Origin of the sequence: Vreelandella stevensii S18214 (assembly GCF_000275725.1) — a bacterium.
Classification (GTDB): Bacteria; Pseudomonadota; Gammaproteobacteria; order Pseudomonadales; family Halomonadaceae; genus Vreelandella; species Vreelandella stevensii.
Genome location: NZ_AJTS01000035.1, coordinates 174,714 through 201,245 on the forward strand (window position 1 = coordinate 174,714; position 26,532 = coordinate 201,245).

At 59.8% G+C, this 26,532-nt stretch carries 22 protein-coding genes; 10 read left to right on the top strand and 12 right to left on the bottom strand.

Features of this window, described 5'->3' with window-relative positions:
* Window positions 1–40 precede the first annotated feature (40 nt).
* Both HSS18214_RS0107730 and HSS18214_RS0107735 read left to right on the top strand, forming a co-directional pair.
* Complete coding sequence (locus tag HSS18214_RS0107730) at window positions 41–1,885, top strand: ABC transporter ATP-binding protein (RefSeq protein WP_016914719.1); 1,845 nt, start codon at window positions 41–43, stop codon at window positions 1,883–1,885.
* Between the two features lie 334 nt (window positions 1,886–2,219).
* Window positions 2,220–3,368, top strand: coding sequence for a putative bifunctional diguanylate cyclase/phosphodiesterase (locus HSS18214_RS0107735; protein WP_016914720.1), 1,149 nt, complete (start codon window positions 2,220–2,222; stop codon window positions 3,366–3,368).
* A gap of 32 nt (window positions 3,369–3,400) precedes the next feature.
* Here HSS18214_RS0107735 and HSS18214_RS0107740 read toward each other — a convergent pair whose 3' ends face one another.
* The gene (locus tag HSS18214_RS0107740; protein WP_016914721.1) at window positions 3,401–5,641 is read right to left on the bottom strand and encodes an ATP-binding protein; all 2,241 of its coding nucleotides are present in this window, start codon (window positions 5,639–5,641) and stop codon (window positions 3,401–3,403) included.
* A 58-nt stretch (window positions 5,642–5,699) separates the two neighbouring features.
* Window positions 5,700–6,206: a putative pterin-binding protein gene (locus HSS18214_RS0107745; protein ID WP_016914722.1), complete on the bottom strand. Its 507-nt coding sequence runs from the start codon at window positions 6,204–6,206 to the stop codon at window positions 5,700–5,702.
* 158 nt (window positions 6,207–6,364) lie between these two features.
* On the opposite strand from HSS18214_RS0107745, the gene HSS18214_RS0107750 reads away from it, so the two are divergent.
* Entirely contained in the window at window positions 6,365–7,078 is a 714-nt protein-coding gene (locus tag HSS18214_RS0107750; protein ID WP_016914723.1) for a response regulator transcription factor, read from the top strand.
* Window positions 7,079–7,209: 131 nt separating this feature from the next.
* Here HSS18214_RS0107750 and arfA read toward each other — a convergent pair whose 3' ends face one another.
* The 4 genes from arfA to HSS18214_RS0107765 form a co-directional block, all read right to left on the bottom strand.
* A complete protein-coding gene (arfA, locus tag HSS18214_RS18675; protein ID WP_083844174.1) occupies window positions 7,210–7,377 on the bottom strand; it encodes an alternative ribosome rescue factor ArfA in 168 nt (55 codons plus the stop codon).
* A 92-nt stretch (window positions 7,378–7,469) separates the two neighbouring features.
* Window positions 7,470–8,753, bottom strand: a complete 1,284-nt coding sequence (locus HSS18214_RS0107755) for a phospholipase D-like domain-containing protein (protein WP_016914724.1) — start codon at window positions 8,751–8,753, stop codon at window positions 7,470–7,472.
* Window positions 8,754–8,835: 82 nt separating this feature from the next.
* Window positions 8,836–9,720 carry a uroporphyrinogen-III C-methyltransferase gene (gene cobA, locus HSS18214_RS0107760; RefSeq protein ID WP_016914725.1) on the bottom strand — a complete coding sequence of 295 codons (885 nt, stop codon included), beginning with the start codon at window positions 9,718–9,720 and terminating at the stop codon, window positions 8,836–8,838.
* Window positions 9,680–12,394: a nitrate reductase gene (locus HSS18214_RS0107765; protein WP_016914726.1), complete on the bottom strand. Its 2,715-nt coding sequence runs from the start codon at window positions 12,392–12,394 to the stop codon at window positions 9,680–9,682. The genes cobA and HSS18214_RS0107765 overlap by 41 nt, the downstream gene beginning before the upstream one ends.
* On the opposite strand from HSS18214_RS0107765, the gene HSS18214_RS19050 reads away from it, so the two are divergent.
* The 4 genes from HSS18214_RS19050 to nirD all read left to right on the top strand — a co-directional run bounded on the left by HSS18214_RS19050 (window position 12,393) and on the right by nirD (window position 17,266).
* On the top strand, window positions 12,393–12,863 hold the full coding sequence (locus HSS18214_RS19050; RefSeq protein ID WP_156808492.1) for a hypothetical protein: 471 nt from the start codon (window positions 12,393–12,395) through the stop codon (window positions 12,861–12,863). The genes HSS18214_RS0107765 and HSS18214_RS19050 overlap by 2 nt on opposite strands.
* Window positions 12,864–12,995: 132 nt before the next feature.
* Window positions 12,996–14,291: an NAD(P)/FAD-dependent oxidoreductase gene (locus tag HSS18214_RS0107770; RefSeq protein WP_016914727.1), complete on the top strand. Its 1,296-nt coding sequence runs from the start codon at window positions 12,996–12,998 to the stop codon at window positions 14,289–14,291.
* A 2-nt stretch (window positions 14,292–14,293) separates the two neighbouring features.
* Complete coding sequence (gene nirB / locus HSS18214_RS0107775; protein WP_016914728.1) at window positions 14,294–16,810, top strand: nitrite reductase large subunit NirB; 2,517 nt, start codon at window positions 14,294–14,296, stop codon at window positions 16,808–16,810.
* Window positions 16,811–16,879: 69 nt separating this feature from the next.
* Window positions 16,880–17,266, top strand: coding sequence for a nitrite reductase small subunit NirD (gene nirD / locus HSS18214_RS0107780; RefSeq protein WP_040460920.1), 387 nt, complete (start codon window positions 16,880–16,882; stop codon window positions 17,264–17,266).
* Between the two features lie 15 nt (window positions 17,267–17,281).
* On the opposite strand, the gene HSS18214_RS0107785 is transcribed toward nirD, so the two are convergent.
* A complete protein-coding gene (locus HSS18214_RS0107785) occupies window positions 17,282–17,797 on the bottom strand; it encodes a GNAT family N-acetyltransferase (RefSeq protein WP_016914730.1) in 516 nt (171 codons plus the stop codon).
* A 119-nt stretch (window positions 17,798–17,916) separates the two neighbouring features.
* Between HSS18214_RS0107785 and HSS18214_RS0107790 the strand changes: the two genes are divergently transcribed.
* Window positions 17,917–18,852 carry a cation diffusion facilitator family transporter gene (locus tag HSS18214_RS0107790; protein ID WP_016914731.1) on the top strand — a complete coding sequence of 312 codons (936 nt, stop codon included), beginning with the start codon at window positions 17,917–17,919 and terminating at the stop codon, window positions 18,850–18,852.
* A 75-nt stretch (window positions 18,853–18,927) separates the two neighbouring features.
* On the opposite strand, the gene HSS18214_RS0107795 is transcribed toward HSS18214_RS0107790, so the two are convergent.
* The 3 genes from HSS18214_RS0107795 to HSS18214_RS0107805 form a co-directional block, all read right to left on the bottom strand.
* Window positions 18,928–20,178, bottom strand: coding sequence for a PQQ-dependent sugar dehydrogenase (locus tag HSS18214_RS0107795; RefSeq protein ID WP_016914732.1), 1,251 nt, complete (start codon window positions 20,176–20,178; stop codon window positions 18,928–18,930).
* Between the two features lie 118 nt (window positions 20,179–20,296).
* The gene (locus HSS18214_RS0107800) at window positions 20,297–21,124 is read right to left on the bottom strand and encodes an alpha/beta fold hydrolase (protein WP_016914733.1); all 828 of its coding nucleotides are present in this window, start codon (window positions 21,122–21,124) and stop codon (window positions 20,297–20,299) included.
* 64 nt (window positions 21,125–21,188) lie between these two features.
* The gene (locus HSS18214_RS0107805; protein WP_016914734.1) at window positions 21,189–22,901 is read right to left on the bottom strand and encodes a thiamine pyrophosphate-dependent enzyme; all 1,713 of its coding nucleotides are present in this window, start codon (window positions 22,899–22,901) and stop codon (window positions 21,189–21,191) included.
* Window positions 22,902–23,053: 152 nt separating this feature from the next.
* Here HSS18214_RS0107805 and HSS18214_RS19650 point away from each other — a divergent pair, with 152 nt between their 5' ends.
* A complete protein-coding gene (locus tag HSS18214_RS19650; protein ID WP_016914735.1) occupies window positions 23,054–23,185 on the top strand; it encodes a hypothetical protein in 132 nt (43 codons plus the stop codon).
* Between the two features lie 725 nt (window positions 23,186–23,910).
* Window positions 23,911–24,531, top strand: coding sequence for a M48 family metalloprotease (locus HSS18214_RS0107820; protein ID WP_016914737.1), 621 nt, complete (start codon window positions 23,911–23,913; stop codon window positions 24,529–24,531).
* Between the two features lie 99 nt (window positions 24,532–24,630).
* On the opposite strand, the gene speG is transcribed toward HSS18214_RS0107820, so the two are convergent.
* Both speG and HSS18214_RS0107830 read right to left on the bottom strand, forming a co-directional pair.
* Window positions 24,631–25,170: a spermidine N1-acetyltransferase gene (speG, locus tag HSS18214_RS0107825; protein WP_016914738.1), complete on the bottom strand. Its 540-nt coding sequence runs from the start codon at window positions 25,168–25,170 to the stop codon at window positions 24,631–24,633.
* A gap of 70 nt (window positions 25,171–25,240) precedes the next feature.
* On the bottom strand, window positions 25,241–26,461 hold the full coding sequence (locus HSS18214_RS0107830; RefSeq protein WP_016914739.1) for an NAD(P)/FAD-dependent oxidoreductase: 1,221 nt from the start codon (window positions 26,459–26,461) through the stop codon (window positions 25,241–25,243).
* Between the last annotated feature and the right edge of the window lie 71 nt (window positions 26,462–26,532).

Consider the following 26,532-nt stretch of genomic DNA (forward strand, 5'->3'; position numbering starts at 1 on the left):
GCACCGATGTTTCTTCTTCTGGCCACCCAGCGATGTCTCCATGAAGCCTGCCCCCTCCTCCTCTCCCGCGCTATCAAGCGGGTTTTTCAACGTCTTTCGTTACAGCCAGCATGCCCTGCGCCTGGTATGGGAGACGTCACGCTGGATGATGCTGGGGCTTGCGCTGTGTACGCTGGTGGCAGGGGTACTGCCGGCCGTGGCGGCCTACGTTGGCCAACTGATCGTGGATGGCGTGCTGGCGGCCATGGAAGCCTACCAGGCCACCGAGGCGCCGAGCCTTTGGGAAGCCATTACCCCCGTACTGGGCCTGGTGGCGCTGGAAGGCGCAATCATTGCCCTCATCGCGCTCGCTCAGCGTGGCCTCTCGGCGCAGCAGGCGCTACTTCGTGCATTGCTGGGCCAGAAAGTGAACGTCATGATTCTGGAAAAAGCGGGCAAACTGTCGCTGGGCCAGTTCGAGGACTCGGAGCTTTACGACAAGCTGACCCGCGCTCGCCGAGAGGCCTCGACACGCCCGTTGGCACTGGTCACTAAAACCTTCGGGCTGCTGCAGAATGCGATCTCACTGGTCAGCTTTGGGGTCTTGCTGGTGCAGTTTTCGCCCTGGGCGCTGCTGATTCTGGTGGCCGGGGCGCTGCCGGTATTCATCTCCGAAGCCAAGTTCTCCGGCGATGCCTTCCGTCTGTTTCGTTGGCGCTCGCCACAAACGCGCATGCAGATGTACCTGGAAACCGTGCTGGCCCGTGAGGACAGCATCAAGGAGGTCAAGCTGTTTGGTCTCGAGCCGCTGTTCCTGCAGCGCTATCGGGCGATCTTTCAGCAGCTCTTTGCCGAAGACCGTCGGCTCACGCTGCGCCGCGAGAGCTGGGGTTTCGTGCTGGGATTACTGGGCACGCTGACCTTTTATGCCGCCTATGGCTGGGTCGTGGTCGAGACCATTGCCGGGGCGCTCACGCTGGGGCAGATGACCATGTACCTGATGGTCTTCAAACAGGGCCAATCAGCCTTATCGGCCAGCCTGACGGCGATCAGCGGAATGTACGAAGACAACCTCTACCTTTCGAATCTCTACGAGTATCTGGAACAACCGACTGAAGGCGAGTCAGGCCACCTCACGCAGGGGGTTCAGCCAGGTGATGGCCTGCGCTTCGAGCAGGTCTCGTTTGCCTACCCAGGCGGCGGAGAAGTCTTGCACGATATTTCACTGCACCTGGCACCCGGTAGCAGCCTGGCTTTAGTGGGTGAAAACGGCTCGGGCAAAACCACCTTGATCAAACTGCTGACCCGGCTGTATCGGCCCACCCAGGGGCGCATACTGCTGGACGGTAGCGACCTGAACGACTGGGACAGCCAAGCCTTGCGTGCCCGCGTGGGCGTTATTTTTCAGGATTTCGTGCGCTATCAGCTCTCGGTAGGCGAAAATCTGGGCGTCGGCGACATTCAGGCTTTCGATGACGCACAGCGCTGGCAGCAGGCTGCCGAGGAAGGGCTAGCCGACCCTTTCATTCAGCGCATGCCCGACGGCTACCAGACGCAGCTGGGGCGCTGGTTCAAGAATGGCCAGGAGCTCTCGGGCGGGCAGTGGCAAAAAGTGGCGCTGTCGCGTGCCTACATGCGCCAGGAGGCGGATATTCTGGTGCTCGACGAACCTACCGCCGCCATGGATGCCGCCGCCGAAGCCGATGTCTTTGCGCGCTTTCGCGAACACAGCCGCAATAAAATGACGATTCTGATTTCCCATCGTTTTTCCACCGTGCGCAGCGCCGAGCAGATCATCGTCATCGATCAGGGGCGCATCATCGAGCGTGGCACCCACGAATCGCTGCTTGCCGACAAGGGGCGATATGCCTCGCTGTTCCACCTCCAGGCAGAGGGGTATCGATGATCCTGCTCCGCCCGACGCTTGATCACACACAATACGCAATGGAGGTAACCGAAGTCACAGAAAAAACGTGAAAAAAAGTGATATTCATCCTACTACTATCGATATTCGGCAGTGCGTTGCGTATGTTGTGGCTATGGTTATTCAGGCGGTCGATCCATGCTGCCATTAACCTTCGATTAAAAGGGGCACTTGCCCGGAATTGATGACCTGTCTGTTACCCAGCGCCTCCGGGCTCCCCTGCCCCAAAGGCGCTTAAGCCTTGCCTACCCAGGCGCTTGTTCGTGCCGCGATAACATTTACCCATACGCGAAGCACGCACTTTAAAGGATTTTGTATGCCGCCCAGCGCGTTAGTGATCGATGACGATGTAGATATACAGCTGCTTGGCAAGATGCTGCTCAGCCGCCACGGTTTCGAGGTTGTCACAGCGGGCAGTCTTGGGGAGCTGGCCCGCAACCCTTCACTCTTGAACGTGAACCTGATCGTGCTGGACTTTGGGCTCGGCGAGTTTACCGGGCTGGATATTCTGGATTACCTGTACGACCTGCGCTTGAGCGCCTCGATCTTGCTATTGAGCAGCTGTTCGGCAGAGACGGCCGCCCATGCACTTGCCGAAGGAAAGGCCAAAGGATTGAAGATGCTTGGTTTTCTTCCCAAAGCAAAGCTACTGACGCACCTGGGCGACTTCATCGAACAGATCGAAGCCTCCCCCAAGCCGCCCTCGGCAGGGGAGCTGGCGATGGCCATCAAGCACGAGCATATCTGCCTGGCGCTGCAACCCAAGATATCGCTAGCCACGGGCCAGGTGATCGGGGCGGAAGCGCTGGTTCGCTGGCAGGACCCGGTGCGCGGCATGGTCTACCCCGACAGTTTCATTCCTCTGGCCGAAAAAAGCGGCCTGATGGTCCCACTGACCTGGAGCGTGTTGACCTTGGCACTGGCGCAGCAGGCCGCTTGGCATGCCCAAGGCCTGAATCTTACCATGGCGGTTAATGTGCCCGCCGAATTTCTCAAGGCGGAGAACATGCTGTCGACGTTCGATGCGCTTTGTGCTCACTACCCCGCCACGATGCCCAGGCTGACCCTGGAACTCACCGAATCGGTGAGCGTCGAGTGCCTGGGCTATGCGCGCCACGTGCTGGAGGAGTTACGCAGCCGAGGGTTCAAACTCGCGCTGGATGATTTCGGCACCGGCTACTCATCGCTGACACAACTCTATCGGCTACCTTTCGACGAACTCAAAATAGACCGCAGCTTCGTGTCCGTGATCGATAGCGAGCCCCATGCGCGCACCATCACGCTCTCCATCGTGGAATTAGGCGAGAAACTCGGCATGAGCGTCGTGGCAGAGGGCATCGAGAACGCCGCTCAGCAGGCGTATTTGACGGCAGCGGGTTGCCCGGTGGGACAAGGCTATTTCATCTCTCGCCCGCTATCTGGCGATGCGTTTAGTCTTTGGCTGACACAGCATTTGGCGGCCTAGGCCCTACCTGGAAACGGGCCGCCTAACCCAGATCATGAATCCGAGAGGTGGCACAGGCCCTGCTCGTTGAGCGCCTTGCGCGTAAGACTCTTCTGGGTCTCCAGTGACGACAGCAGAGCGGCAATGCTCTCTGGCGCCTGACCGCTGGCTTGCTCCAGCCTGGCGGCCTGTCCCGCCACGGCTTTGCACCCTAACGATGCGGCAGCACCTTTCAGCGAGTGGGCTTCTTTTTTCAGGGCATCATGATCCCCTGCCAGCCAGCATGCCCGCAAACGAATCAAGCGCTCTTCCAGACGTGCCAAAAAAGTGGTAAGCAGCGCATCCAATGCCGTAGGTTCGAAGGCTTCCTTCAGCTCGTTGCAGATATGCGCATCCAACACGGACTCGGAGGCATCGCTAGACGGTGCTTCTTCAGCAGGCAACGGCTGAGCGCACAAGAAACCTTGTGGGTCATTCCCTGCGGTCACGAAGCGACTGATCAACTGCTGTAGCTCATCACGGGTGAACGGCTTGTTGATCATGTCGTCCATGCCACTCTCGAAACAGCGCTGGCGATGTTCCGGCATGACGTTGGCGGTCATGGCCACGATCGGCAGATGCGGCAACTGGTGTTCGGCCTCGAAGCTACGCCAGCGCAGCGTGGTTTCCGTACCATCCAGAATCGGCATTTGCATGTCCATGAGGACCAGATCGATGGAAGCATACTCTGCCTGCAGCTGCTCCAACGCAGCCTGGCCATTATCGGCAATACTGACCCGTTGCCCTAGCTGCTCCAGCATGACGCGCGCCACGGTCTGATTGATCGGATTGTCTTCGACGATGAGGACGTGGTGGTCTGCGCTTGGCCTGGCACACTGCTCAGGATGGGCGTATTGGCAGTCGCTGTCTGCGGCGGGCATGGACACGGTAAACCAGAAGCGGCTGCCGACCCCCACCTCGCTCTCCACACCAATATCGCCGCCCATGGCTTGAACCAGCCGTTTGCAAATGACCAACCCAAGCCCTGTCCCTTCGTGGCGGCGGGCTATGGAGGTATCCACCTGGGAGAAAGCCGCAAACAGGCGCTCCTGATCCAACGCAGAAATACCACACCCACTATCGTGGACTTCGACCAGCAGCTGATCATTTTCCAGTGGCGACACGGAGCATCTGACGTATCCACTCTCCGTGAACTTCAGCGCGTTATTGATCAGGTTCATCATGATCTGGCGTAAGCGGGCAATGTCTCCCACCACGAATCGTGGCAGCGCCGGGTCGATGGAGTAGCTGAACGCCACCCGTTCCTTCGTTTCTTGCAGAACGTAGCCCATGCAGAGCGATTCGATACACTCATGGACATCAAAGGGGCGGTTGTCCAGATCCAGACGGCCGCTTTCTATCTTGGTGTAATCCAGAATGTCATTAATGACGCTGCGTAGACTGTCGGCGCTGCGCTTCAAGGCCGCGACGTACGCCTGCCCTTTGGGGGAGTGCACCTCATCACCGAGCAAGTCGGCCATGCCGACCACGCCGTTGAGCGGGGTACGAATTTCATGACTCATGACGGCCATGAACTCGGACTTCGCCTGGCTGGCAATTTCAGCCCGACGAGCAGTCTCCTTGAGCTGTTGGCTTTTCACCTCGAGTGCCTGGGCCTTGCGTAAGCTGGAGCGACTCTCCCGTAATAGCGCACGCACCAGCATGCCGCCGGAAAACATCAGCGACAGCAACAGCAAGAGCGCCAACCCATACAGCTGAGTCATTGTTTGCCGCTCGTCGGTGCGCATGCGAGCCACGCTAGCATTGGTTTCGATCAAGACCGTACCGGTAAAACCCTGTAGTTGCTGAGTCATGCTAATCAACTCGGCTATCAAGGCAGGATGTAGCGCTTCTGGCTGTTCCCACAAAGGTTCCAATAACTCATCCAGCACATCTACCAGCGCCGCCGCCTGAAATACGCTGTTATTGACGCTGTCGATCCTGGACACTGCCAGATTGATTTCTCCCTGCTGAAATAGACGCTTGCGGCTATAGAGAATCTCGAACCTCTGGAGCAGGTCGTCCACGCTGGCACTGCCAATCTGCACGTCTACCAACGCCATATGCAGTTCGCGAACTTCACGGTCGAACTGGTAGCCCGTCCACACCAGATTTTCCAGCAAACGGTTCTCGATCGCGTGCTGACGCTGAAAGATGACGCCACCCGTAATAATGGCAGACAGAAAAAACAGGATGGCCGAGAACGTGGCCACCCTGACGCGTTTAGAAAAGTAGTGCTTGAAAGTGGCTAACATGGCGTTTACCCGGCGAGGTTACCGCATGGCGAGCTGTTGCACCTCGCTAAGCGGCGGGTTACTCGATTTCGATGCGCTTCACCTGCCAGACCGAGCGGGTCAGGATTTCTTCGTTCAGCAGTGACGGGGTTTCGTCGAAGGGGTAGATGACGAACAAGGGCCCGTGATCACGGATCCGCAGCGGGTTACCGTCGGCGCTCATGGCCAGAATCACGTCATACTCCTGAAAATCACTGACGGGAATCATGGATGCATAGTCGTTGAGTGCGATGACCTTCATCTGCTCCCCTTGGGCACCGACCGCTTCCAGAAGCGTACGCCCCAACGGCCCCTCGAAGCTGACCACACCATCGTGCCAGGGCGTACTGGTACGCGTCGTGCGCTGTGCCAGCGCTTCCAGCATGGCGCGGTCAAAGTGGGCTTCATCCCCTGCATTGGTATGGTCAAGCTTACCCGCCACCTCCAGCACCACTTGCCCCGTGGGAGCCTCCAGCGCCTGGGCACTGGTAAAGACAAATACGCCCGCCAACACTACAAACGCTTTATGAATCAGTTTATTGGCCATTCCAGCTCCTCCTGAAGAATAAGCGGAGTATAGCGCTGAGACTTAAGCGTTAACTGTAAACCTTTGTGTCACTCGACCAACCTCAACTAGAATTAACGAATGAGCAGTTCTTCCAGGCGGTGTGAGATGTATCACACGATAAAAATAGGTAACTCACTATGCATATCGGTGTGCTTGAAGACGATCTTGACCAACAAGCATTTATTGAACAGTGCCTGCTCTCTGCCGACCATGAGGTGTCGCTGTTCGGCAGGGCTAGTGAATTGAGGCGCGCCACGCAAGAGAAGCGCTTCGATTTTTTGATCATCGACTGGCGCCTGCCGGATGGCTGCGGCATGGATGTGGTGGGCCACCTGCGCCAGAACGATGGTTGGCGTGGGCCGATTCTATTCATCACTGCCAGCCAGGGAGAGGACGACGTGGTGAAGGCGCTGGAACAAGGAGCCGACGACTTTCTGGCCAAGCCGCTACGCCCAAAGGAGTTTCTTGCCCGCGTTAGCGCGTTGGGTCGGCGCGCCGGATACGAGACGCTACACCCATCTACCAACTGCCCTGATGCTTTCAATATCAATAACGTCGAGCATACGATCAGTGTCGATGGACAACCGGTGGAACTCACTGAAAGGGAGTACCGTCTGGCGACGCTGTTTTTCTCCAAAGTCGGCGAGTTGCTGAGCCGTGCACATCTACTCGAACTGGTATGGGGTATCAAAGGGGATGTCTCGACCCGCACGGTGGATACCCATGTCAGCCGTTTGCGTCGCAAGCTGGAGCTGGATGGGCGGCACGGGCTTCGGTTGCGCAGTATCTACCAGTCAGGCTATCGCCTGGAGATCTGCCATATGGCACCCGTAGAGAAGGTGGTCAATTAAAAAAGTAGCCAATTAAAAAAGCCGACCGACACCGCAAGGTGCCCGGGTCGGCGAAGCTGATGAGAGTCTGCGGACACGCCTCAGCGTGTGCAGTAACGATGCTTGGGGAAAGCATCGCCGAGCAGCCTGTTTCAAGCGGCTTGGCGATGCCCTCTGTCGATTGATTGATTCAACGGGTTTCGCCCTTTGCGCGAGTAACTGCCCTTGCCCTTCCTGGGCGTTTGTTGCTGCAACTTGAACATGGGTGTTCGTAGCTGTGCTTTCAAGGCATTGTCCTTGATACCGTGTCGCTTTTTCATACGTTTCCTCACTGCGTGCCGACGTTGGCTGACATTTTACTGGACAGCCAGGCAACGTGTTGGTTCCCTCGCAGCCTGACGCCGTCATGGCTTTAAAGATGCGCCCCCACCAACATGCTGAGCCATCCGGCCACCCGTTTACGCCAGGGGCGATTCTCCCAGCGTTCGAGGTCGTAGCGCTCCGCCTGCTGCAGATCCTCTTCCACCAACAGGCGCACATACCGGGCAAATTCCTCATCGTAGACGTTGAGATTGCCTTCCTGGTTGATTCTGAACGAACGATTGTCGAGGTTGGTCGACCCAATGCTGGCAAAGCGATCGTCGACACTGATCAGCTTGGCGTGATACATGGCAGGCTGATATTCGTAGAATGCCACACCCGCTTCCAGCATGGGCCGCCAGCGATTCACCGAAGCGTGGCGCACGAAGCCTTTATCGATGCTGTCACCGGGTACCAGAATGGTGATCTCCACGCCCCGCTCCCGTGCCTCGATCAGCGCCTGGAGAAACTGTTCATCCGGGTAAAAGTAGGCCGACCCGAGAGTGATATGCTCTTGGGCCGAGGCGATGACCAGCATCAACATCTTGCGCATGCGGTGACGCCCCTCCAGGGGGGTACTGGTCACCATTTGTGCCGTTACATCGCCCTCTTCACTCAGCTCGGGAAAGTAGCGCTCCCCCAATAGCAGCCGTCCACTGGCATCCAGCCAGGTATCCACGAAGGCCGCCTGCATATTGCCGACCACGGGCCCTCGAACGCGAAAATGGTGATCCCGATAGCCGACGTCGTCGCCTTCCGGCAGCCAGCTGTCCGTCACGTTGGCCCCGCCAATGAAACCCGTGTGGCCGTCCACCACCAGCAGCTTGCGGTGGGTACGGTGATTGAAACGGCTCAACTCGTACCAGGCGGGCTTGCGCCAGCGAATCACATCGACCCCGGCGGCTTCCAGGCGCTCGAACTTGTCCTGAGCTGCAGGTACCGAGCCTACGTAATCGATCAGTGCATGCACCGCCACGCCGCGCTCGGCAGCGGCCGACAGCGCTTCCACGAAGGGATCGGCGGCCGTTGCGCCCCAAAACTCATAGGTTTCGAAGGTAATGCTGCTCTCGGCGGACGCGATGGCTGCCAGCATGGCGTCATAAATGGCTTCGCCATCGGTGAAGGGGTCGATGCGGTTACCCGACACCAGCGGCTGCTCCAGCAGCAACCCCATGGTGCGCATGAACGCCTCGTCCTGCGTGCCCATGCCTACCGACACGGGCTCCAGCAGCCGTTTGGGTGACGGCTGGGCATTGTGATACAGCACGCTGCCCACCATGAAGAGAGCGGCTACTACGCAGCTGGTATAGAAAACGAGTCGAGTACGGCGTTTCAAGAGTGGCTCCCTGCCTCATAAGCGTGGCTCATGATTGCAGCTCCCCCCAGTGAACGCCAGCCAAAGCATCAACGAGAAAGCGTCAGCGCGCCAACGTCGCCCCCCGGGCCGCAGGGCTGTGGGCCACCATGCTGACCACGCTGCCGACCATGATCAGGCAAGGCGATGGCAGCGGCTGGTCCCTCAATTGATCTGGCATGCTCGCCAGGGTGCCGGTCAGCGATTGCTGGTCGGGCTGGCTGGCATTGGCAACCAGCATGATGGGCCAGGTGTCTGGCAGTCCTGCCTGGCGCAAGCCATGGCAAATGGCCTCCACTTTGGATAACCCCATATAGAACACCAGCGTCTCATCCTGTCGGGCCAACGCTGCCCAGTCCGGGGTGCCGCCTTCTCGGCACAGCCGCGCGGTAATGAAGCGCAGTTGCTGGGCATGGCTGCGGTCGGTCAAAGGAATCCCCATCCCCGCCGCGGCTGCCGACGCGGCGGTAATACCCGGTACGATGTGTGCCGGTAACGCGGCTTGCGCCAGCGCTGCCAGCTCTTCGCCCATGCGCCCGAACACGCCCGGGTCACCGCCTTTCAGGCGCACCACCGACTTGCCCGCTTGGGCCAGTGACACCAGCAAATGACCGATGTCGGCCTGTGGCACGCTGTGGTGGCCTCGGGCTTTCCCGACGTAGTAGCGCTCGGTGCCGGGGGGAATCAGCGCCAGTACGTCATCTCCGACCAGGCGGTCGTAGACCACGGCATCGGCCTGCATCAATAACCGTGCCGCCTTCAGCGTCAACAGCTCGACGTCCCCGCTGCCAGCGCCCACCAGGTAGACCGTACCTGCCCGGCACTCGCCGCTGAGCGGCAAGCGAACGTTCGTCGTCGCGTCGTCTTGCAGCGGCGCCAAGGCCCGCAGGCCAAAACGCATGAGGGCCTCAGGCCATTTCTGGATTAACTGCTTGGCGAGTGTGCGCATTCGGCCGCTCCTGTTCGAGTAACGCGTTTAATTCAGGGATACAACTCCCGCACTGGGTGCCACAAGCCAGCCGTGCGCCCAGCGCCTCGAGGCTGGTATCCCCTTGATGAATAGCCTTGATGATGCTGGCCTGCCCCACCTGATGGCAGCTGCACACCACTGGGCCAGCATCCGCTGCGCCATCGTCACAACCGGCCAGCAGGCGTCGCCGCTGAGCGTTGGAGAGGGCCGCATCGGTGAACCGTTCAGCCAACCAGGCAAGCCCTGGCAGCTCGTCAGGCGGCCCGACCATCAGCCACCAGCGCAGTTGCCCGTCGATCACGCTGGCCGCTCGCAAGCGCCCGGTGGCGGCGTCTTCACACCATAGCGAGGCCGGGGTTCCACACCAGTTGGCGAGCGTGGCCAGCCAATCCTCCCTCGGCTGGCAGCCCGCCAGTTGCCAGCGCGTACAGCCTGGCAAGGGAATACGCGCCCAATAATCGCTGTCGCACCACGCGGGCGACTCGTCTGCCTGGGCCACCAGCAAGGTGGCCTGCCAGGCGATGGGTAACCGACGCAGGGCCACAGCGCCCTGCTTGGATTCTGGCTGGCCCGAGACCGGGTCGGTGATGCCTTGCAGCAAGGCGCCACTGCGCCCCAAGCCCGTAAAGCAATCGGTCCAGTGCATGGGCACGAACACCTCCCCCCGCCGCTGCCCGTGGGCAAGGCGCACACGCCCCCGGTACTCCCCCGTGGCCGCGCTCAACTGAGCCAGCGACTGCGCTTCGAGCCCATGCTCGGCAGCGTCCTCGGGATGCAGCTCGATGAAGGGTTCGGCGCGATGGTTCATCAAGCGAGGCGCACGGGCCGTGCGGGTCATGGTGTGCCACTGGTCGCGCACACGGCCAGTGTTGAGGCGCAGCGGGTAGCGCTCGCAAAGCGCCTGCTGGGGCAAACGTGGATCGATCGGCAGCAGCCGTGCACGACCGTTGGGCGTGGCAAACTGGCCATCCACGAACAGCCGCGGGGTGCCGCGGGGCGCTTGCCGAGTGACCGGCCACTGAATGGGGGCCAGCGCATCATACGCCGCAAGGCCCAGGCCGCTCAGGCCTGAGATGTCGAACAGCCGCGCAGAGGCACCGCTATTTTCATAGCCGGAAAGCCGCGCATGCTCATCGAAGATTTCCCAGGGATGGGCATAATCGAACGCTTCTGCGAACCCCAACCGCTTGGCTACCTCGCAGATGATCCACCAGTCGTGTTGAGCCTCGCCCGGCGGAGGCAGCATTCCCCGCTGGCGGGAAATGCGCCGCTCGGAGTTGGTGACCGTGCCATCCTTTTCCGACCAACCCGACGCGGGCAGCACGATATCGGCAAAGGGCAGCAGGTCGGTATGGGCCACACACTCCGAAACGATGACCAGCGGGCACTTGGCCAGGGCGCGACGCACCTGTTCACCGTTCGGCAGACTCACTGCCGGGTTGGTAGCCATGACCCACAGCGCCGTGACTTCGCCACGCTCGATGGCCTCGAACAGCTCCACCGCCTTGTGGCCCGGCCCGTCAGGCAACGAGGCTGACAGGTGCTCCGTGGACCAGAAGCGGCTGACACGCTGGCGTGCCCCGGGCGTGTGATAATCCATGTGCGCCGCCAGCTGGTTCGCCAACCCGCCCACTTCGCGCCCGCCCATGGCATTGGGCTGGCCCGTGATCGAAAAGGGCCCGGCCCCCGGCAGGCCAATCTTGCCGCCCGCCAGGTGGCAATTGATGATCGCATTGCACTTGTCGGTACCACTGGAGGATTGATTGACGCCCTGAGAGTAGAGAGTGACCACATGCAGCTGGCTGGCAAACCAGTAGTAGAAGGTCTCCAGCCGCTCTTCATCGACGTCGCAGGCCTTCGCGACCGCTTGCAGGCTACCGGCGCTCTGCTGGGCAGCGGCCAGCGCCTGCTCGATCCCTTCGGTGTGCCGCTGCAAATAGATGTCGTCCAGCTTCTGCTGGGCCGCCATCCAGGCCAGCAGCCCGTTGAACAGAAAGGCGTCGCTGCCTGGCGCGATGCCCAGGTACAGATCGGCGATATCACAGGTGTCCGTGACTCGCGGGTCCACCACCACCACGCGCATCAGTGGATTACGCTCCTTGGCGACTTTCAGACGCTGATACAGCACAGGATGATTCCAGGCCAGATTGGAGCCCACCAGCACCACCAGCTCGGCCTCTTCCAGGTCTTCATACTGGCAGGGCACGGCATCCGCCCCGAAGGCACGCTTGTAGCCCGCCACGGCCGACGCCATGCATAGCCGTGAGTTGGTATCCAGATGCGGGGTGCCGAGGAAGCCTTTGAACAGCTTGTTGGCGACATAGTAGTCTTCGGTCAGCAGCTGTCCTGACAGGTAGGCCGCCACGCAGGCATTGCCATGGGCACTTCGCTGGGCCTGCAGCCGCTCGGCCGTGGCGGTCAATGCCTGCTCCCAACTCACCTCACGGCCATCGACCCGAGGGCGCAGCAGTCGCCCATGGTGGCCCAGGGTTTCATGCAGCGCCGTGCCCTTGACGCATAACCGGCCATGGTTGGCAGGGTGCCCGCGATCCCCTTCTACCGCTGCAACGCAGCCGTTTTCCAGAGTAGCCGTCACTCCGCAGCCCACGCCACAGTAGGGGCAGGTGGTGTTGACCTGAGCGGTCGTTGGCATGGCATTTCCTCCCGCGCTAAAAAGCAAAAAGCGCCCAAGCCAGCCTCTCTCAAGAGGCTTGCCTGGACGCCGTTGTCACAGGGGCACGTCACGTGCCGTACTCATCAGTGGTTTGCTGCGTTTAGCGTTATTCGACGCGATTAGTCATTGTGCTGATTATGGGCAAATGTGCTGCAATGAGCCGTTGTTGGTTGTTACCTGGAGTACTGCAAGTATTGGCCCTATATTCCAAAAAACTCATAAATATCAGCAAAAACATAAACCTAAAGAAACCGCCTCTCACATCCTGCGCCTCCACAACACGCCAGCGAGCCTTTCGCTGGTGCAGAATCACTCCACAAGGCACCAAACCAGTGCAGCCATGGCCCATATCACGGCTAATGGGGCCGCTATTGATGACGTCAAGCAGTTGATTTTAAAAAACTATACTTCTCCAGCCATCGGCTGGCCGATTTTTTGCTGCTGCTAGCCATACGAGTTTACATCGCGCAGCCAATGGCGGTTGCGGCATGTAACTGAATCTGCCCATGGGCAACGACGCCCCTGATACCCTTCCTCGTGAAGGTCGTGTCAGGGGCGTTTTTTATTCACAGGAGCCACCATGGAAACGGTCTCTCGATGCACACCCAACGCGCATCTGGTGGTCATTGGCAACGGCATGGCCAGCCATCGACTGGTCGAAACGCTGCTGCGTCACCCGTCGCGCCCAACACGCATCACCGTGATCGGCGAGGAGCCGGTGCCTGCCTACAACCGCATCCTGCTGTCACCTCGGTTAGCCGGTGAACTGGAGCAGCAGGCCCTGACCCTGCAAGACCCAGAGGCCCTTGCCCGGCAAGGCGTGACCCTGCGCCTTGGCCAGCGCGTTGCGCAGATCGACCGTCAACGTCAGCGGGTCATCACTCACTCGGGGGATGCACTCTCTTATGACCGCCTGGTGATAGCCACCGGCTCCCGCTCGGCCATGCCCGACCTGCCGGGGGTCGCCCTGCGCGGCGTGCATGGTTTTCGCACCCTCGAGGACGTGGCCACCCTGGAAGCCATTGCCCAGCGCGGTGGCCACGTGGTGGTGGTGGGCGGCGGCCTGCTGGGCCTGGAAGCCGCCGACGGCCTGCGCAAGCGCGGCGGCCCGGCACTGCGTGTCAGCCTGCTGCAGCGCAGTGAACGGCTGATGAACCGCCAACTGGATACCACCGCCGCCAAATTGCTGGAAACCACCTTGCGGGAACGGGGTATGACCTTTCATACCGGCGTGACGCTAACCGGCCTGCAAGATGACGGCCAGGGCCAGGTCTGTGCCGTAACGCTGGCCGACGGGCGCCAGCTGCCCGCCGATCACGTCATCATGGCAGCGGGGGTTTGCCCCAACAGCGCCCTTGGCCAGCAGGCGGGGCTGGCCTGCGAGCGGGCCATCCTCGTCGATGGCCATTTGACCACTTCCGACCCGCACATCTTTGCGCTGGGCGAGTGCTGCCAGTTCGAACAACATACGTACGGCCTGGTGGAACCGATCTGGCGGCAGGTCGAGGTTCTGGCCGCCGTACTGTGCGGCGAAACGCCAGCCCATTATGCAGAAGCCCCCACGGCCACCAAGCTGAAGGTCAGCGGCGTGCAGCTCTACGCGTTCGGGCCCACAGAGGCGGAACCACACCACGACACGCTGCACTACCTGGATCCTGAAAACGGCGACTACTGCCGCCTGCTGATGCATCAGGGACGCCTGGAGGGCGCCATTCTATACGGTGATACCCGGCACGGGCCCTGGTACTTCGAACAGGCGCTGGCCGCCACCGATCTCACTGCGTGCCGCCATCTGCTGCTGTTTGGCGCAGCCGATGCCCAGGCCGTGCTGGCATCCCACGCATCTTCCCCATTCTCACACCGCGAGGCGGCTTAGCCATGTCTACTCAACATCCCCCACAGAAACTGATCATCGTCGGTAATGGCATGGTCGGTCACCATGTCGTCGAGCAGCTCGTCGACAGCGGTGCGCTGGCCACTTTCGAGGTGACGATTTTTGGCGAAGAGCGCCACCGTGCCTACGACCGGGTTCACCTTTCCGAGTACTTCAGCGGCCGCGATGCGCAGTCCCTGGCCCTGTGTGACGCCGATTATTACGCCACTCACGGCATTACCTTGCGCAGTGGCGAAGCCGTCAACGCCATTGACCGCGAGCAACAAACGGTGCGCACCGCCCAGGGCGCCTACCCTTATGACCAGCTGATCCTGGCCACCGGCTCATTTCCCTTCGTCCCCCCCATTCCCGGCAACGATCAGCCCGGCTGCCTGGTCTACCGTACCCTGGATGATCTGGACGCCATTCGCGCCGCCGCCCAGGATGCCACCAATGGCGTGGTGGTGGGCGGTGGCCTGCTGGGCCTGGAGGCCGCCAACGCGCTGCGCGGCCTGAATCTGGACACCGCCGTGGTGGAGTTTGCGCCCCGCCTGATGCCCATGCAGGTCGATAGCGAAGGCGGCGAGCTACTGCGTGAAAAAATCGAGGCACTGGGGGTTCAGGTACTCACCGAACGGGCCACGCAGCGCATCGAGCCCGGCGACACCAGCCGCCTGCGCATGGTGTTTCAGGATGACAAGGTGCTGGAAACCGACCTCATCGTCTTCTCGGCCGGTATTCGCCCCCAGGATACGCTGGCCCGTGAGTGCGGCCTGCGTATCGGGGAGCGCGGCGGCGTGGTGATCGATGACCAGTGCCGCACCAGCGACCCCAACATTCTCGCCGTTGGTGAGGTGGCGCTGTGGAACCAGAGTATTTTTGGCCTCGTGGCGCCGGGCTACCAAATGGCCAAAACGGCGGTCTCGACGCTGACAGGCGGGGACGCCTGCTTTGGTGGTGCCGACATGAGCACCAAGCTCAAGCTGTTGGGTGTGGATGTCGGCTCTATCGGCGATGCCCACGGCACCCAGAATCCGGGAGCCCGCATGTTCCGCTATCTGGACCCCCTCACCCAGGTCTACCGCAAGCTGGTGGTCAGCAGCGATGGCAAGAAGCTGCTGGGGGCGATGCTGGTAGGCGATAACAGCGTGTACGACACCCTGCTGCAGTATTACGCCAACGGCATCCCGCTGCCCAAAGAGCCCGCTGCGCTGATTCTTCCTCAGCAAAGCGGCGCTGCCTCGGTACTTGGCCCGGATGCGCTGCCGGAAACGGCGATGATCTGCTCTTGCCATAACGTCACCAAAGGCCGTATTTGCAGCGCCATCGACGAGGGTGCCAGCGACCTGGCCAGCGTGAAAGGGGCCACCAAGGCCAGCACGGGCTGTGGCGGCTGCACTTCCCTGCTGAAAAGTGTCGTGGACCACGAGCTGACCGCCCGCGGTGTCGAGGTAGACACCTCGATCTGCGAACACTTCGCCCACACGCGCCAGGAGCTTTACGACCTCGTGCGCGTGGAAGGCATCAAGACGTTCAGCGAGCTGATGGCAAGGCACGGTAACGCCGATACCCACGGGTTGGGCTGCGACATATGCAAACCCGCCGTGGCGTCGATCCTCGCATCCTGCTTCAACGAACCGATCACCGATGCCGCCCACGTGCCGCTGCAGGACACCAACGACACCTTCATGGCCAATATGCAGAAAAACGGCACCTACTCGGTGGTGCCACGCATTGCGGGCGGGGAAATCACGCCTGACAAGCTGGTGGTATTGGGTCAAGTGGCCCAGAAATATCAGCTCTACACCAAAATCACCGGCGGCCAGCGTATCGACCTGTTCGGCGCCCGGCTGGAGGACCTGCCCGCCATCTGGGGTGAACTGATCGAAGCAGGGTTCGAGACCGGCCACGCGTACGGCAAATCCCTGCGCACCGTGAAGTCTTGCGTGGGCAGCACCTGGTGCCGCTACGGCGTTCAGGACAGCGTCGGCATGGCGATTCAGCTGGAGAACCGCTACAAGGGCCTGCGCGCGCCGCACAAGATCAAGTTCGGCGTCTCCGGCTGCACCCGGGAGTGTGCGGAAGCCCAGAGCAAGGACATCGGTATCATCGCCACCGAGAACGGCTGGAACCTCTACGTGTGCGGAAATGGCGGCATGCGCCCACGCCACGCGGAACTCTTCGCCACCGACCTGGATGACGAACAGCTCTACCGCACCATCGACCGCTTGCTGATGTTCTACGTCCGCACGGCCGACCGCTTGCAGCGCACGTCGGTATGGCGTGAAAACCTGGAGGGCGGGCTGGACTACCTGAAAGACGTGATTCTGGAAGACAGCCTCGGCATCGGTGCTGAGCTGGAGCGCCAGATGCAGCACGTGGTGGACAGCTACCAGTGCGAGTGGGCCAACGCCATCAGCGACCCGGAAAAGCTCAAGCGCTTCCGCAGTTTCGTCAACGACCAGCGCCCCGACCCGTCGATCATCATGACTTCCGAGCGTGGCCAGCTGCGCCCCGTATAACTTCGCCCATCCGCCACGAGAATCGCCATGACCGCGACTGCACAGCACACAATGTCCAGTACAGACACCATGTCGAATACAGACACCAGCACTGATATAAGCACCACTGCCAGCGCGAATACCTGGCAGCCATTGTGCACCAGGGCCGACCTGGTCGCTTTTTCAGGCGTGGCCGCCTGGCTGGACACGCCGGAAGGCCCCGCCCAGGTGGCGCTTTTCTACGTACCCGGCCACGAGCACGAACTCTACGCCCTGGACCACCGCGACCCCTTCTCAGGCGCCTATGTCATCGCCCGAGGTATCGTCGGCGACCTGCAGGGCAAGCCCGTCGTGGCCTCCCCGCTGTATAAACAGCACTTCCGCCTGGAGGATGGCCTGTGCGTGGAAGATGACACCATCAGGCTGCGTACCTGGCAGGTACGCTTCCAGGGGGAGGAGGTGTGGATAAAGGGGTAAGGTGAGCCACACGCTTCACCAACGGCGGCAAAACACCTGGCAATCCCGAGGGCTGCCCAATACGGTCGAGTAAGCCGTCAAACGCTGTTCCGCACGGAAACCCGCCTTCTCCAGCACCCGCCTGGAGGCAGCGTTCTCCTCCGCCACGATGGCCTCCAGGCGGGTGATGCCATACAGGCAGCGGGCATCCTCGATCAGGCGGTGGAGCGCTTTATGGGCAAGCCCCTGACCGCAGGCCGCTTGCGCAATGCGATACCCGACGCGGGCTTGGCCGTTGTCGATATCACGCAGATTGGCCCGGCCTACGATCCTGCCGCGCCAACGGACGATCAAGGGGCTCATCCGCCGCTGAGCATGGAGCGCCAGACACTCGACGATGTGCTGAGCCACGCCTTGCGGCGTGTAAAAGCGCTCTGGACGCGCTTCGATATGCTGCTCGAACCAGACGCGCTCGGCTAGCTCGAAATGCAGCAAGTCGATTGCATCTTCTGGGGTGAGCAGATCAAAGGCCACGTCATGGGCATGTTGCATGAGTATCACCTTCCCTGGGGGCGTACGGGCAATTCCGCAAGAAATCGCTGACATTGCCGGCCAACCTGTTGCTATGCTTGCCAGCCTCTTGATTAGGTAGGCATGGGAGCCATCAGTTCATGAAAACAGAAGCCTCGACCCTGGCTTTTTCCGCCTTCATGGCCCTCTTGATCGGCTGTGCAGGCATCATCGCCACGCTGGCCTCGAATTCTCAAGCCATTCTGTTGGACGGCCTGTTCAACCTTATCTACTTTAGCGTAGCGCTGGTGACCATCAAGGTCAGTAAACTCGCCAGCCGTCCGGATAGCGAGTCGTACCCGTTCGGCTACAGCTACTTCGAGTCATTGGTTAATCTATGCAAAGGCTTGCTGATTCTGGGCGTTTCCATCTTTGCCCTGGTCGATGCGGTGGCAGCACTGCTGACCGGGGGGCGCGCCATTTCAGCAGGGCTGGCGGTTCTGTATGCCCTGTTTGCCACCGCGGCGTGCTCTTTGACGGCCTGGGTCATGCACCGCAGTCAAAAGCGTGTCAGCAGCCCGCTGGTGGCCGCCGACAAGCTCAACTGGGTGGTCAACAGCGTGATTTCAGGCGCCGTATTGGCTGCCTTTTGCCTGGTTCTGGTATTTGACCACCTGGGTTGGCAAACCCTGCTCCCGTATGTGGATTCGGTACTGGTCATTGCCGTTGTGGTGCTTTGCCTGGGCGTGCCGGTACGCATGGCCTCACAAGCGCTGGCCGAGCTACTGAACAAGACACCCGAGGAAAGCGTTGCTGCCCCCGTGCGCCAGGCGGTGGCCCGTGGCCTGGCAGACGTGGATACCGAGGAGGTTCGCGTGCGGATGGTACGCCCAGGTCGATTGCTGTACGTGATCGTGCACGTGGTGCTGCCAGAGCACCTGCCCAACCTGTCCTTGAAAACGCAGGACGCCCTGCGCCAACGCATTGATCAAGAGATTCGCCACCACTACGCACCCGTGGTCTGCGATGTGGTGTTTACCGCCGATCACCGCTGGGCGGCCCCCTCCTGCGGCATGCTGATAGAAAAAGCGCGTTGAAGCACTCGCTCCATACCATGAAAGGCACCCGAGGGTGCCTTTCATGTGCTTCTTCACTGTTTTAGCTTATCCGTATCAGGATTCGGGTTCGATGCGATACAGGCCGCCATCTTCCTCGTCGGTCAGCACGTAGAGGTAGCCGTCCGGCCCCTGGCGTACATCGCGAATACGGCCCAGCGTGTCCGCCAGCAATACTTCTTCATGGGTGACTTCGTTGTTGTCGTCCAGCACCAGCCGGTGCAGCTGCTCACGCTTGAGCGACCCTACGAACAGGCTGTTCTGCCACTCACTGACGTCATCAGCGGTGTAGAACACCATGCCGGAAGGCGCCATCGACTCTTCCCACACGTGGGTGGGTGCGGTCACACCGGGCGCTTCGGTGCCCAGACCGATATGGGCATCGGTCGTATACTCAGTGCCGAAGGCCACCATGGGCCAACCGTAGTTGGCGCCCGCTTCGACACGGTAGAGCAAGTCGCCGCCGTTCGGGCCATGGTCTACCGCCCATAGTTCGTCCGTCTCAGGGTGCAAGGTGAGCCCCTGATTGTTGCGGTGGCCATAGGAGTAGATTTCAGGACGCAGGTTGCCGGGCTCGACCCCGATGAAGGGGTTATCCGGATGGGCACCCCCTTCTTCCAGCAGGCGGATCATCTTGCCGCCCGGGTTGGTCAGGTCTTGCGGCAGGTTCTGCACGTTGCGGTCGCCGATGGGGAAAATGATCTCGCCGTTGCCCGGAAACGCGATGCGCGAGCCATAGTGAGCGCCCGGATGGGTGCGCGGCACTTGGGTATAGAGGGTTTCGAGATCGACCAACTCGGCGCTGTCCGCATCGATACGCGCTCGGGCCACCGCCAAGCCGGTGCCGTAATCCGGCTCGTAGGTACTGAAGGCGCGGGGGTCACCAGGGCTGGAGAAGGTAAAGTAGACCCAGCCATTCTCGTCATAATCAGGATGCACGGCCACGTCCAGCAAGCCGCCTTGATTGCCGCCCTCCGTGGCAGACTCCTCATCCTCGTCGATGTCCGTCTTGGGCAAGTTACCCAGCTCGGTCACGCTGTCGCCATCGACCAGGTGCAGGCGTCCGGGACGCTCCGTCACCAGCATCCGTCCATCCGGCAGCCATGCCACCGCCCAAGGATGCTCCAGCCCGCTCAACACCTGCGTGATGGTGAAGCGGGTCTCTTCACTTTCTACGCCACTGGCGACTTCTTCATTGACCGCCCGGACATCAGCGTGAAGGGCGCTCGCGCTGCCCAGCAGCGCAAATGCGGCCGTCCAATGGGGTAGTTTGCCAACGGAAAGAGGTAATCGTCCCTGAGTTTTCATGCGGTGCTCCTTGCTTGAACCAAAAAAGTTAAACATTAGCGTTATCACCGATTCAGCCTAGAAGACCCTGATAGAGGCAGCAACAATAGTTAGCAAGCAAATTTAGTGATCAAAACGCTCACGCATTCGTAACGCTTACTTCAAGCGTCAGGCGGGCGACAAACTCCTCGATCAAGGCCACTACCGTGGATTCTGCCTCACGATGGGGAACGTGGCCGACGCCTGGCAGGATGTCACAGTGGGCTGGGCCGTGGGTGTAGCGCGCAATGCGCTCTGGCTGGCGGTGGGAACCATATTCGTCTCGCTCGCCGTGCAGTACCAGGGTCGGGCACTGCACGCGCTCGAGTGCGGGCACCAGCGTCCACTCTGCAAAGTCGGGGTGCAGCCATGTGTCGATCCAGGCATCGAGCACCCAGCGCGCGTTGTCGCCATGGTACCTGGCTAGCCTGGCAAACTGGTCGGGCTGTTGAAACGCTTCCTTGGCCGCTTCGATACCCTGACGAGTGCGCGGTTCGTTGAACGCCTGCGCGGCGATCGTGATCAAGCCTCGGCAACGCTCCGGCTGTTGGCCTGCACAGTGAACGGCCATGCAGCCTCCTACGCTGTGCCCCAGGGCGATGAAGTGGGTGATTGCCAACGCCTCCAGCAGTGCTGCAACCGCTTGACGGTATTCGTCCTCGATGAAGGTATGGGGCGGTTTCGCCAATCGAGCGTCAGAACGCCCGAAGCCCGCACGGTCGTAGGCAACGACTGGGTGCTGCGTGGCCTGGCAAAGGGCGGCGGGAAAGCTGCGCCATAGTTCCACACAGCCAAGCGAGTCGTGAAACAGCAGAATCGGCACCGCCGAGCGTGCATGGCGCGGCTGCCAGGTGCGGGTAAACAGACGACCGCTGGGGGTATCTACCCAGCGGTCATGAACGGTCACTGCATCCGAGTGTGAGGTCATGGCATGGCTCTTTGTGTTGTCAGTGTTGTGTGAGCTGCTGACAACATAGCATGCCACTGCCGTGCTAGCGCTTCAGGAAATTGCTTTTGACCAGATGCACCACATCATCCATCCGTCCGCTCAACACCGCCTTGGCCGAGTACAGCGCGGTCGAGGCGACCTGCCCTGCTTCTACCTTGGGCGGCATGACCAGCTCCATGGGGTTGACCACTACGTCCAGCAGCGCGGGGCCAGGTTGAGCCAGCCACTGGCTGATGGCCACGTCCAGCTCCGACTGCTGCTCTACCCGGCGCCCCCACAGCCCCATGGCCCTGGCTACTTCTCCAAAGTCGGGGTTCTGCAGCTCTGTGTAGCTATCCAACAGCCCCTCCACTTTCTGCTCCAGCTCCACGAAGCTCAGGGAGCTGTTGTTGTACACCACGATCTTGAGCGGGATTCGTTGCTGGACCAGGGTGAGTAAATCGCCCATGAGCATCGTCAGGCCACCATCGCCACACATGGCAATCACCTGGCGATGGGGGTAGGCCAACTGAATCCCCAAGGCCTGCGGGTAAGCGTTCGCCATGGTGCCATGCTGAAGGCTGGAGTGGGTGCGGCGGCCCTCCAGGGCACGGATATGGCGCAGCATCCACACGTTGACACTGCCGGTGTCTGCGGTCAGCACGGCGTTGTCGGCCGCGTGCCGGTCGATGGCCAGGGTCAGCTCTTGTGGGTGGATCGTATCGTTATCCCTGGTTTGATGAGCCGACTTTTCCAGCGACTTGGCATAACGCTTGCGGCATTTTTCCAGCCACCGGGTGTGCGTATTGGGTTGCACCACCTGGCACAGCGCTTCACAGGTGTCCCGAGTGCTGCCGACGATGCCCACATCCACCGGGTAACGTTTGCCTATCTGGGCGGGGTCCACATCTACCTGAAGAATACAGGCGCGCTCCGGGTAGAACTGGCTGAAGGCAAAATTGCATCCCAGCAGCAACAGCGTGTCGCACTCCGCGACGGCATGGTAGCCACCTTCCAGACCATATACGCCGGTCATGCCTACCTGATGAGGGTTATCGTACTCCATGAAGTCCTTGGCACGGGAGGTCCAAGCAATCGGCGCCTGGAGCTTTTCTGCCAGCGCCATGACCTGCTCGCGGGCGTCTTCACAGCCTGCGCCTGCAAAGATGGTGATATTGCCCCCCTTGTTGAGCTGCTCGACGGCGGGCACCAGCGCCTCGGCACTGGGGCGCACGGAGTAGCTGAAACGGTGGGTACGGTAGCCCAAGGTGCTGTCGGGCGTTTGCGTCATGATATCGCCGGGCACGATCAACACCGCCACCCCGCGCTTGGTAAGGGCGGCCTGGGCCGCCAAGGCAGCCATGCGGCGCGCCTGCTCCGGCGATACCACGGTTTCACAAAACACGCTGTACTGCTGAAAAATGGCGCTCTGATCGACTTCCTGAGGAAACTGGCTGCCGGTTTCACCCAGTGATATCTGCGAGGCAATCAATACCACGGGGGAGCCATTACGGTGGGCATCGAACAGGCCATTGACAAAGTGCAGGCTGCCAGGCCCACAGGAACCGGCACATAGCGCCAGCTCCTGAGTAATATAAGCCTCTCCTCCTGCTGCAAAGCCGCCCGTTTCCTCATGGCGAACGCCTATCCATTCGATATCGCTCTGCCGGAGGGCATCGGTAAAGTGATTCAGCGTATCCCCTACCACGCCATAACAACGTTTGGCACCGGCGTCTTGCAGTGTTTCGACAATGATTTCAGCTACATTTGCGCTCATTTGCGACTCCTTTCGCGACGATGACATTTAGGCACTCCTTTCAGCCTAGCTGCTGTGACGCGGCTTTGCCGAATGGATGAACGCAAAGCAAATGCTGCATTGCAGCAAAAGACGTCTATAATGAATAGGCGGTATCCCAAGAGGAGTACGCAATGACACTATCAACGGATCTAACGAACGAGGATACGGAAGTAGTCAACTTCTGGTGCCAATACGCACAGTGGCAGCAGGCCGCCAACGAAGCCGTCAGTGCTTATGTCGATCAGCGTCAGTCCGATCAGTAGCACGCGGCCGCCCGACTTTTCTGTATTTCTCTCCCTCCCTTAGACGAAAAGATAACACCCCAAGCCGACATGACCTGTCGGCTTCTTTTTCTATGAAAACCTTTTCCATTCAGTCAAATAGGAGAATTTTAGACTGGCCTGTAAGCAATCGCTTACAGGCTATGGCAAAACACCTACACCCTTTGGACTAGCCAGCTCGTTCAAAAGCGAATAATATTCATATCACAGCTAACTTGCTGCAACGCACAACGCAGGCTGTGTATAACAAAAACGACTCATTAACCTCTGCTCCAGGAGTAAGTGCCATGCCGACTACCCGTAGCCAAGCCAACCCCGATGTCATGGAAGTATGGGCAACCCGCGCACTGCAACAGCGTGCCGCCTTCGATGCCCTGGCCGACTATATGCGCCAGCAATAACCCTTGCCATACGGCTCCCCAAAACGCTCCGCCAGTGCGTATATATAGATACGTCACGCAGGAGCGTTTTCTTTTACCGCACTTCCCTTTTTCTCATTACCAGCACGTTGCCCGTGACGCCTCTTTATTCATTTTGAACCTCTGATCGTCAGGTTCATTGACCTATTATGAATTCGCACAGAGCACAATAAAGATGGCTTTGGGTAGAGACGCGTCAAAAATTCATTTAACATTACCTCGCTTTAAACAGCAGTAAGCATTATGCAAACTGGAATAGTCATATAAAAGAAGGAACGACAGGCCACCATGTCGGATCAGCAAATGCAGCAAATCGGCGATCAAACGATTGCGCAATTGGATGCTGAAAACCAGGTGGCTCCTGGCGATAGTGAGTACGCGCAGCGTTTGGCTAATCTCACTCAAGGTTGGGAAACCGTCGATGGCAGCACGCTGGAATATGACGTTTACTTGCGTGATGAAATCAACGCCTTTGCGGTGCCCAACGGCGCTATCCGGCTTTACAGCGGTTTGATGGATGAAATGAGCGACGAAGAAGTACAGTACGTGATTGCTCATGAAATTGGCCATGTGGTGCTCGGCCACTCCAAGCGCGCCTTTCAAGTCGCCTATGCCGCCTCAGCCGCGCGTGAAGCAGCTGCCGCAAGCGGCAGCACCACCGCAGCGGCACTCTCCAGTTCCGAGCTGGGTGCGCTGGGTGAGAAACTCGTCAATGCTCAGTTCTCCCAGCGCCAGGAAAACGAAGCCGATGACTTCGCCCTGGAACTCATGCGCCGCCACGACCTGAATACAGAAGCCTCCGTTTCAGCGCTGCGCAAGCTCGAGGCCAAGTATGGCAATAGCCGTAGCGTCTTCTCCAGCCACCCCGCTGCCGGTGATCGCGCCGACCGCCTGGAAGCCCAGCTCTAATGTAGCTTGGCCACGAGACGCGGCAAATTTGATCGTTACTGGTTTGATCGTTACTGGGCAGCCTATGCCTGGTAACGATCATGGAGGCCTAGTTCTGGCTCAATCCTTCGGTTGTTGCGCTTCGAGTTCGGCCAGATAGCGCTCTTGCAAGATGTACATACGCTTTACATCGCGATATTTGCCATTGATGAAAAACTCCTGCACCAAATGCCCTTCTTCGATAAAACCGCTTTCCTCGTATAAGTGAATGGCCTTGACATTCTCTACCGCGACGATCAGATAGACCTTATGCAAGTTCAATATGGTGAAAGAGTAGTGTAGCGCTTGCCGTATCAGCGAACGTGCGAATCCTTTGCCCTGATGCTCTGGCGTAATGATGATCTGAAACTCGGCGCTACGGTGGATGTAATCGATTTCGATCAACTCCACCAGGCCAATCGCACTACCACTACTGTCTTCGGCAACAAAGCGGCGCTCTGCGTTATCATGAATATGCTTGTTATAGAGCTCTTCCAGCTCATCGAAGGACTCGTAGGGCTCTTCGAACCAGTACGACATGATGCTCTGGTTATTGTTCAACTCATGCACGAAGCGCAGGTCGTTGCGCTCCAGCGCCCTTAGATACAGTACTGGGCTCATGATAGGTGTCTCATTCAATCGCGTTGACTCAGTGGGTTACCGGGCTTTGTCTGGTGGATGAGCGATAAGTTCAGCGTGCCCGCTGGCCCCGTTCGAAAGAAAACAGGTCGCTCAGCGGATGCCGCCTGCCTTCGAGATGGGCTCTCAAGAGATGTGCACCTATCATGCTGTACGTAATACCATTTCCGCCATAGGCCATGGCAAAGTGCACGTTCGGCCCCAGCGCCTCATGGGTCCCGAAATAAGGCAGCCCGTCCTCGGTTTCAGCAAAGGTACCTCCCCAACTGAAGGCAGGCGTCATACGCAGAGAAGGCCATAACGAGAAGACCCTTTCGGCCAGCGATGCCGCTTTTTCAAGCACTCGGGCGTCCCTGCGTTCAGGAAGATCCTCCTCGTCATCCTCACCACCCACCAGCAAACGCCCATCATGGGTGGAGCGTAAATAGAGGTAGGGGCGCGCCGATTCCCAGACCATGGTATCGCGAAGCTTGCCGAGCATGCCGCATGGCAAAGGGTCGGTGACGAACGCGTAACTGCTGCGGTTGCTGGCGACCGGCTCTGGCAGCCATGTCTGGCTTTCATAACCGGCCGCAATGATCACCTGCTGACAGCGTACCAGGGCGCCGTTGCGCAAACGAACCCCCATGGTCGCTCCGTCTGCCTCCAACGACTCCACCGCCGTTCGATCGTATACGTGCCCACCTCTGGCAACGACCTCATCGAGCAGTTGGTAAGCCATGCGGTAAGGGTCCACGGTAGCCGCCAGATGCGAGAGGATACCGCCGGGTGCGTTAAAGCCATACGCCTCCTGCAACTGCTCGGGCGAACACCACTGCACATCGAACCCCCACCGCTTGCGAATGGCAAACTCGTCCCGAAGAGAAGAGAGATGGTCCGCTTCACTGGCAAAATAAAGGCTCTGTTGACGACGAAAGGCGATATCGCCCAGCTCTGCCGCACGGGCGGCCAATGCATGAACCGCCTCGGCACACCCCTGATAGGCCATGACGGCACTCGCTTCACCGTATTGCTGTGCCAGGTGGTACAAGTGTGTATCGATTTCGTACTGCAACAGCGCCGTACTGGCCGCCGTGCTGCCCCACCCCACGTCACGACGCTCGAGGACGGCCACGTCATGCCCATGACGTGTCAGCTCGTCGGCGATCAACGCCCCGGTGATACCGCCGCCGATGATGGCTATGTTTACCTGAAGATCATGGGTAAGCTGAGGATAACGGGTCAACAAGCCATTGCTGACCGTCCAGAAGGGGTAGCCACTTTTAAGATCCATTTTTTCGCCTATGCTGGGTGATCCTGTCACCCATTAACCATAGTGGTTTATCGGTGATCTGCCCGACGGCC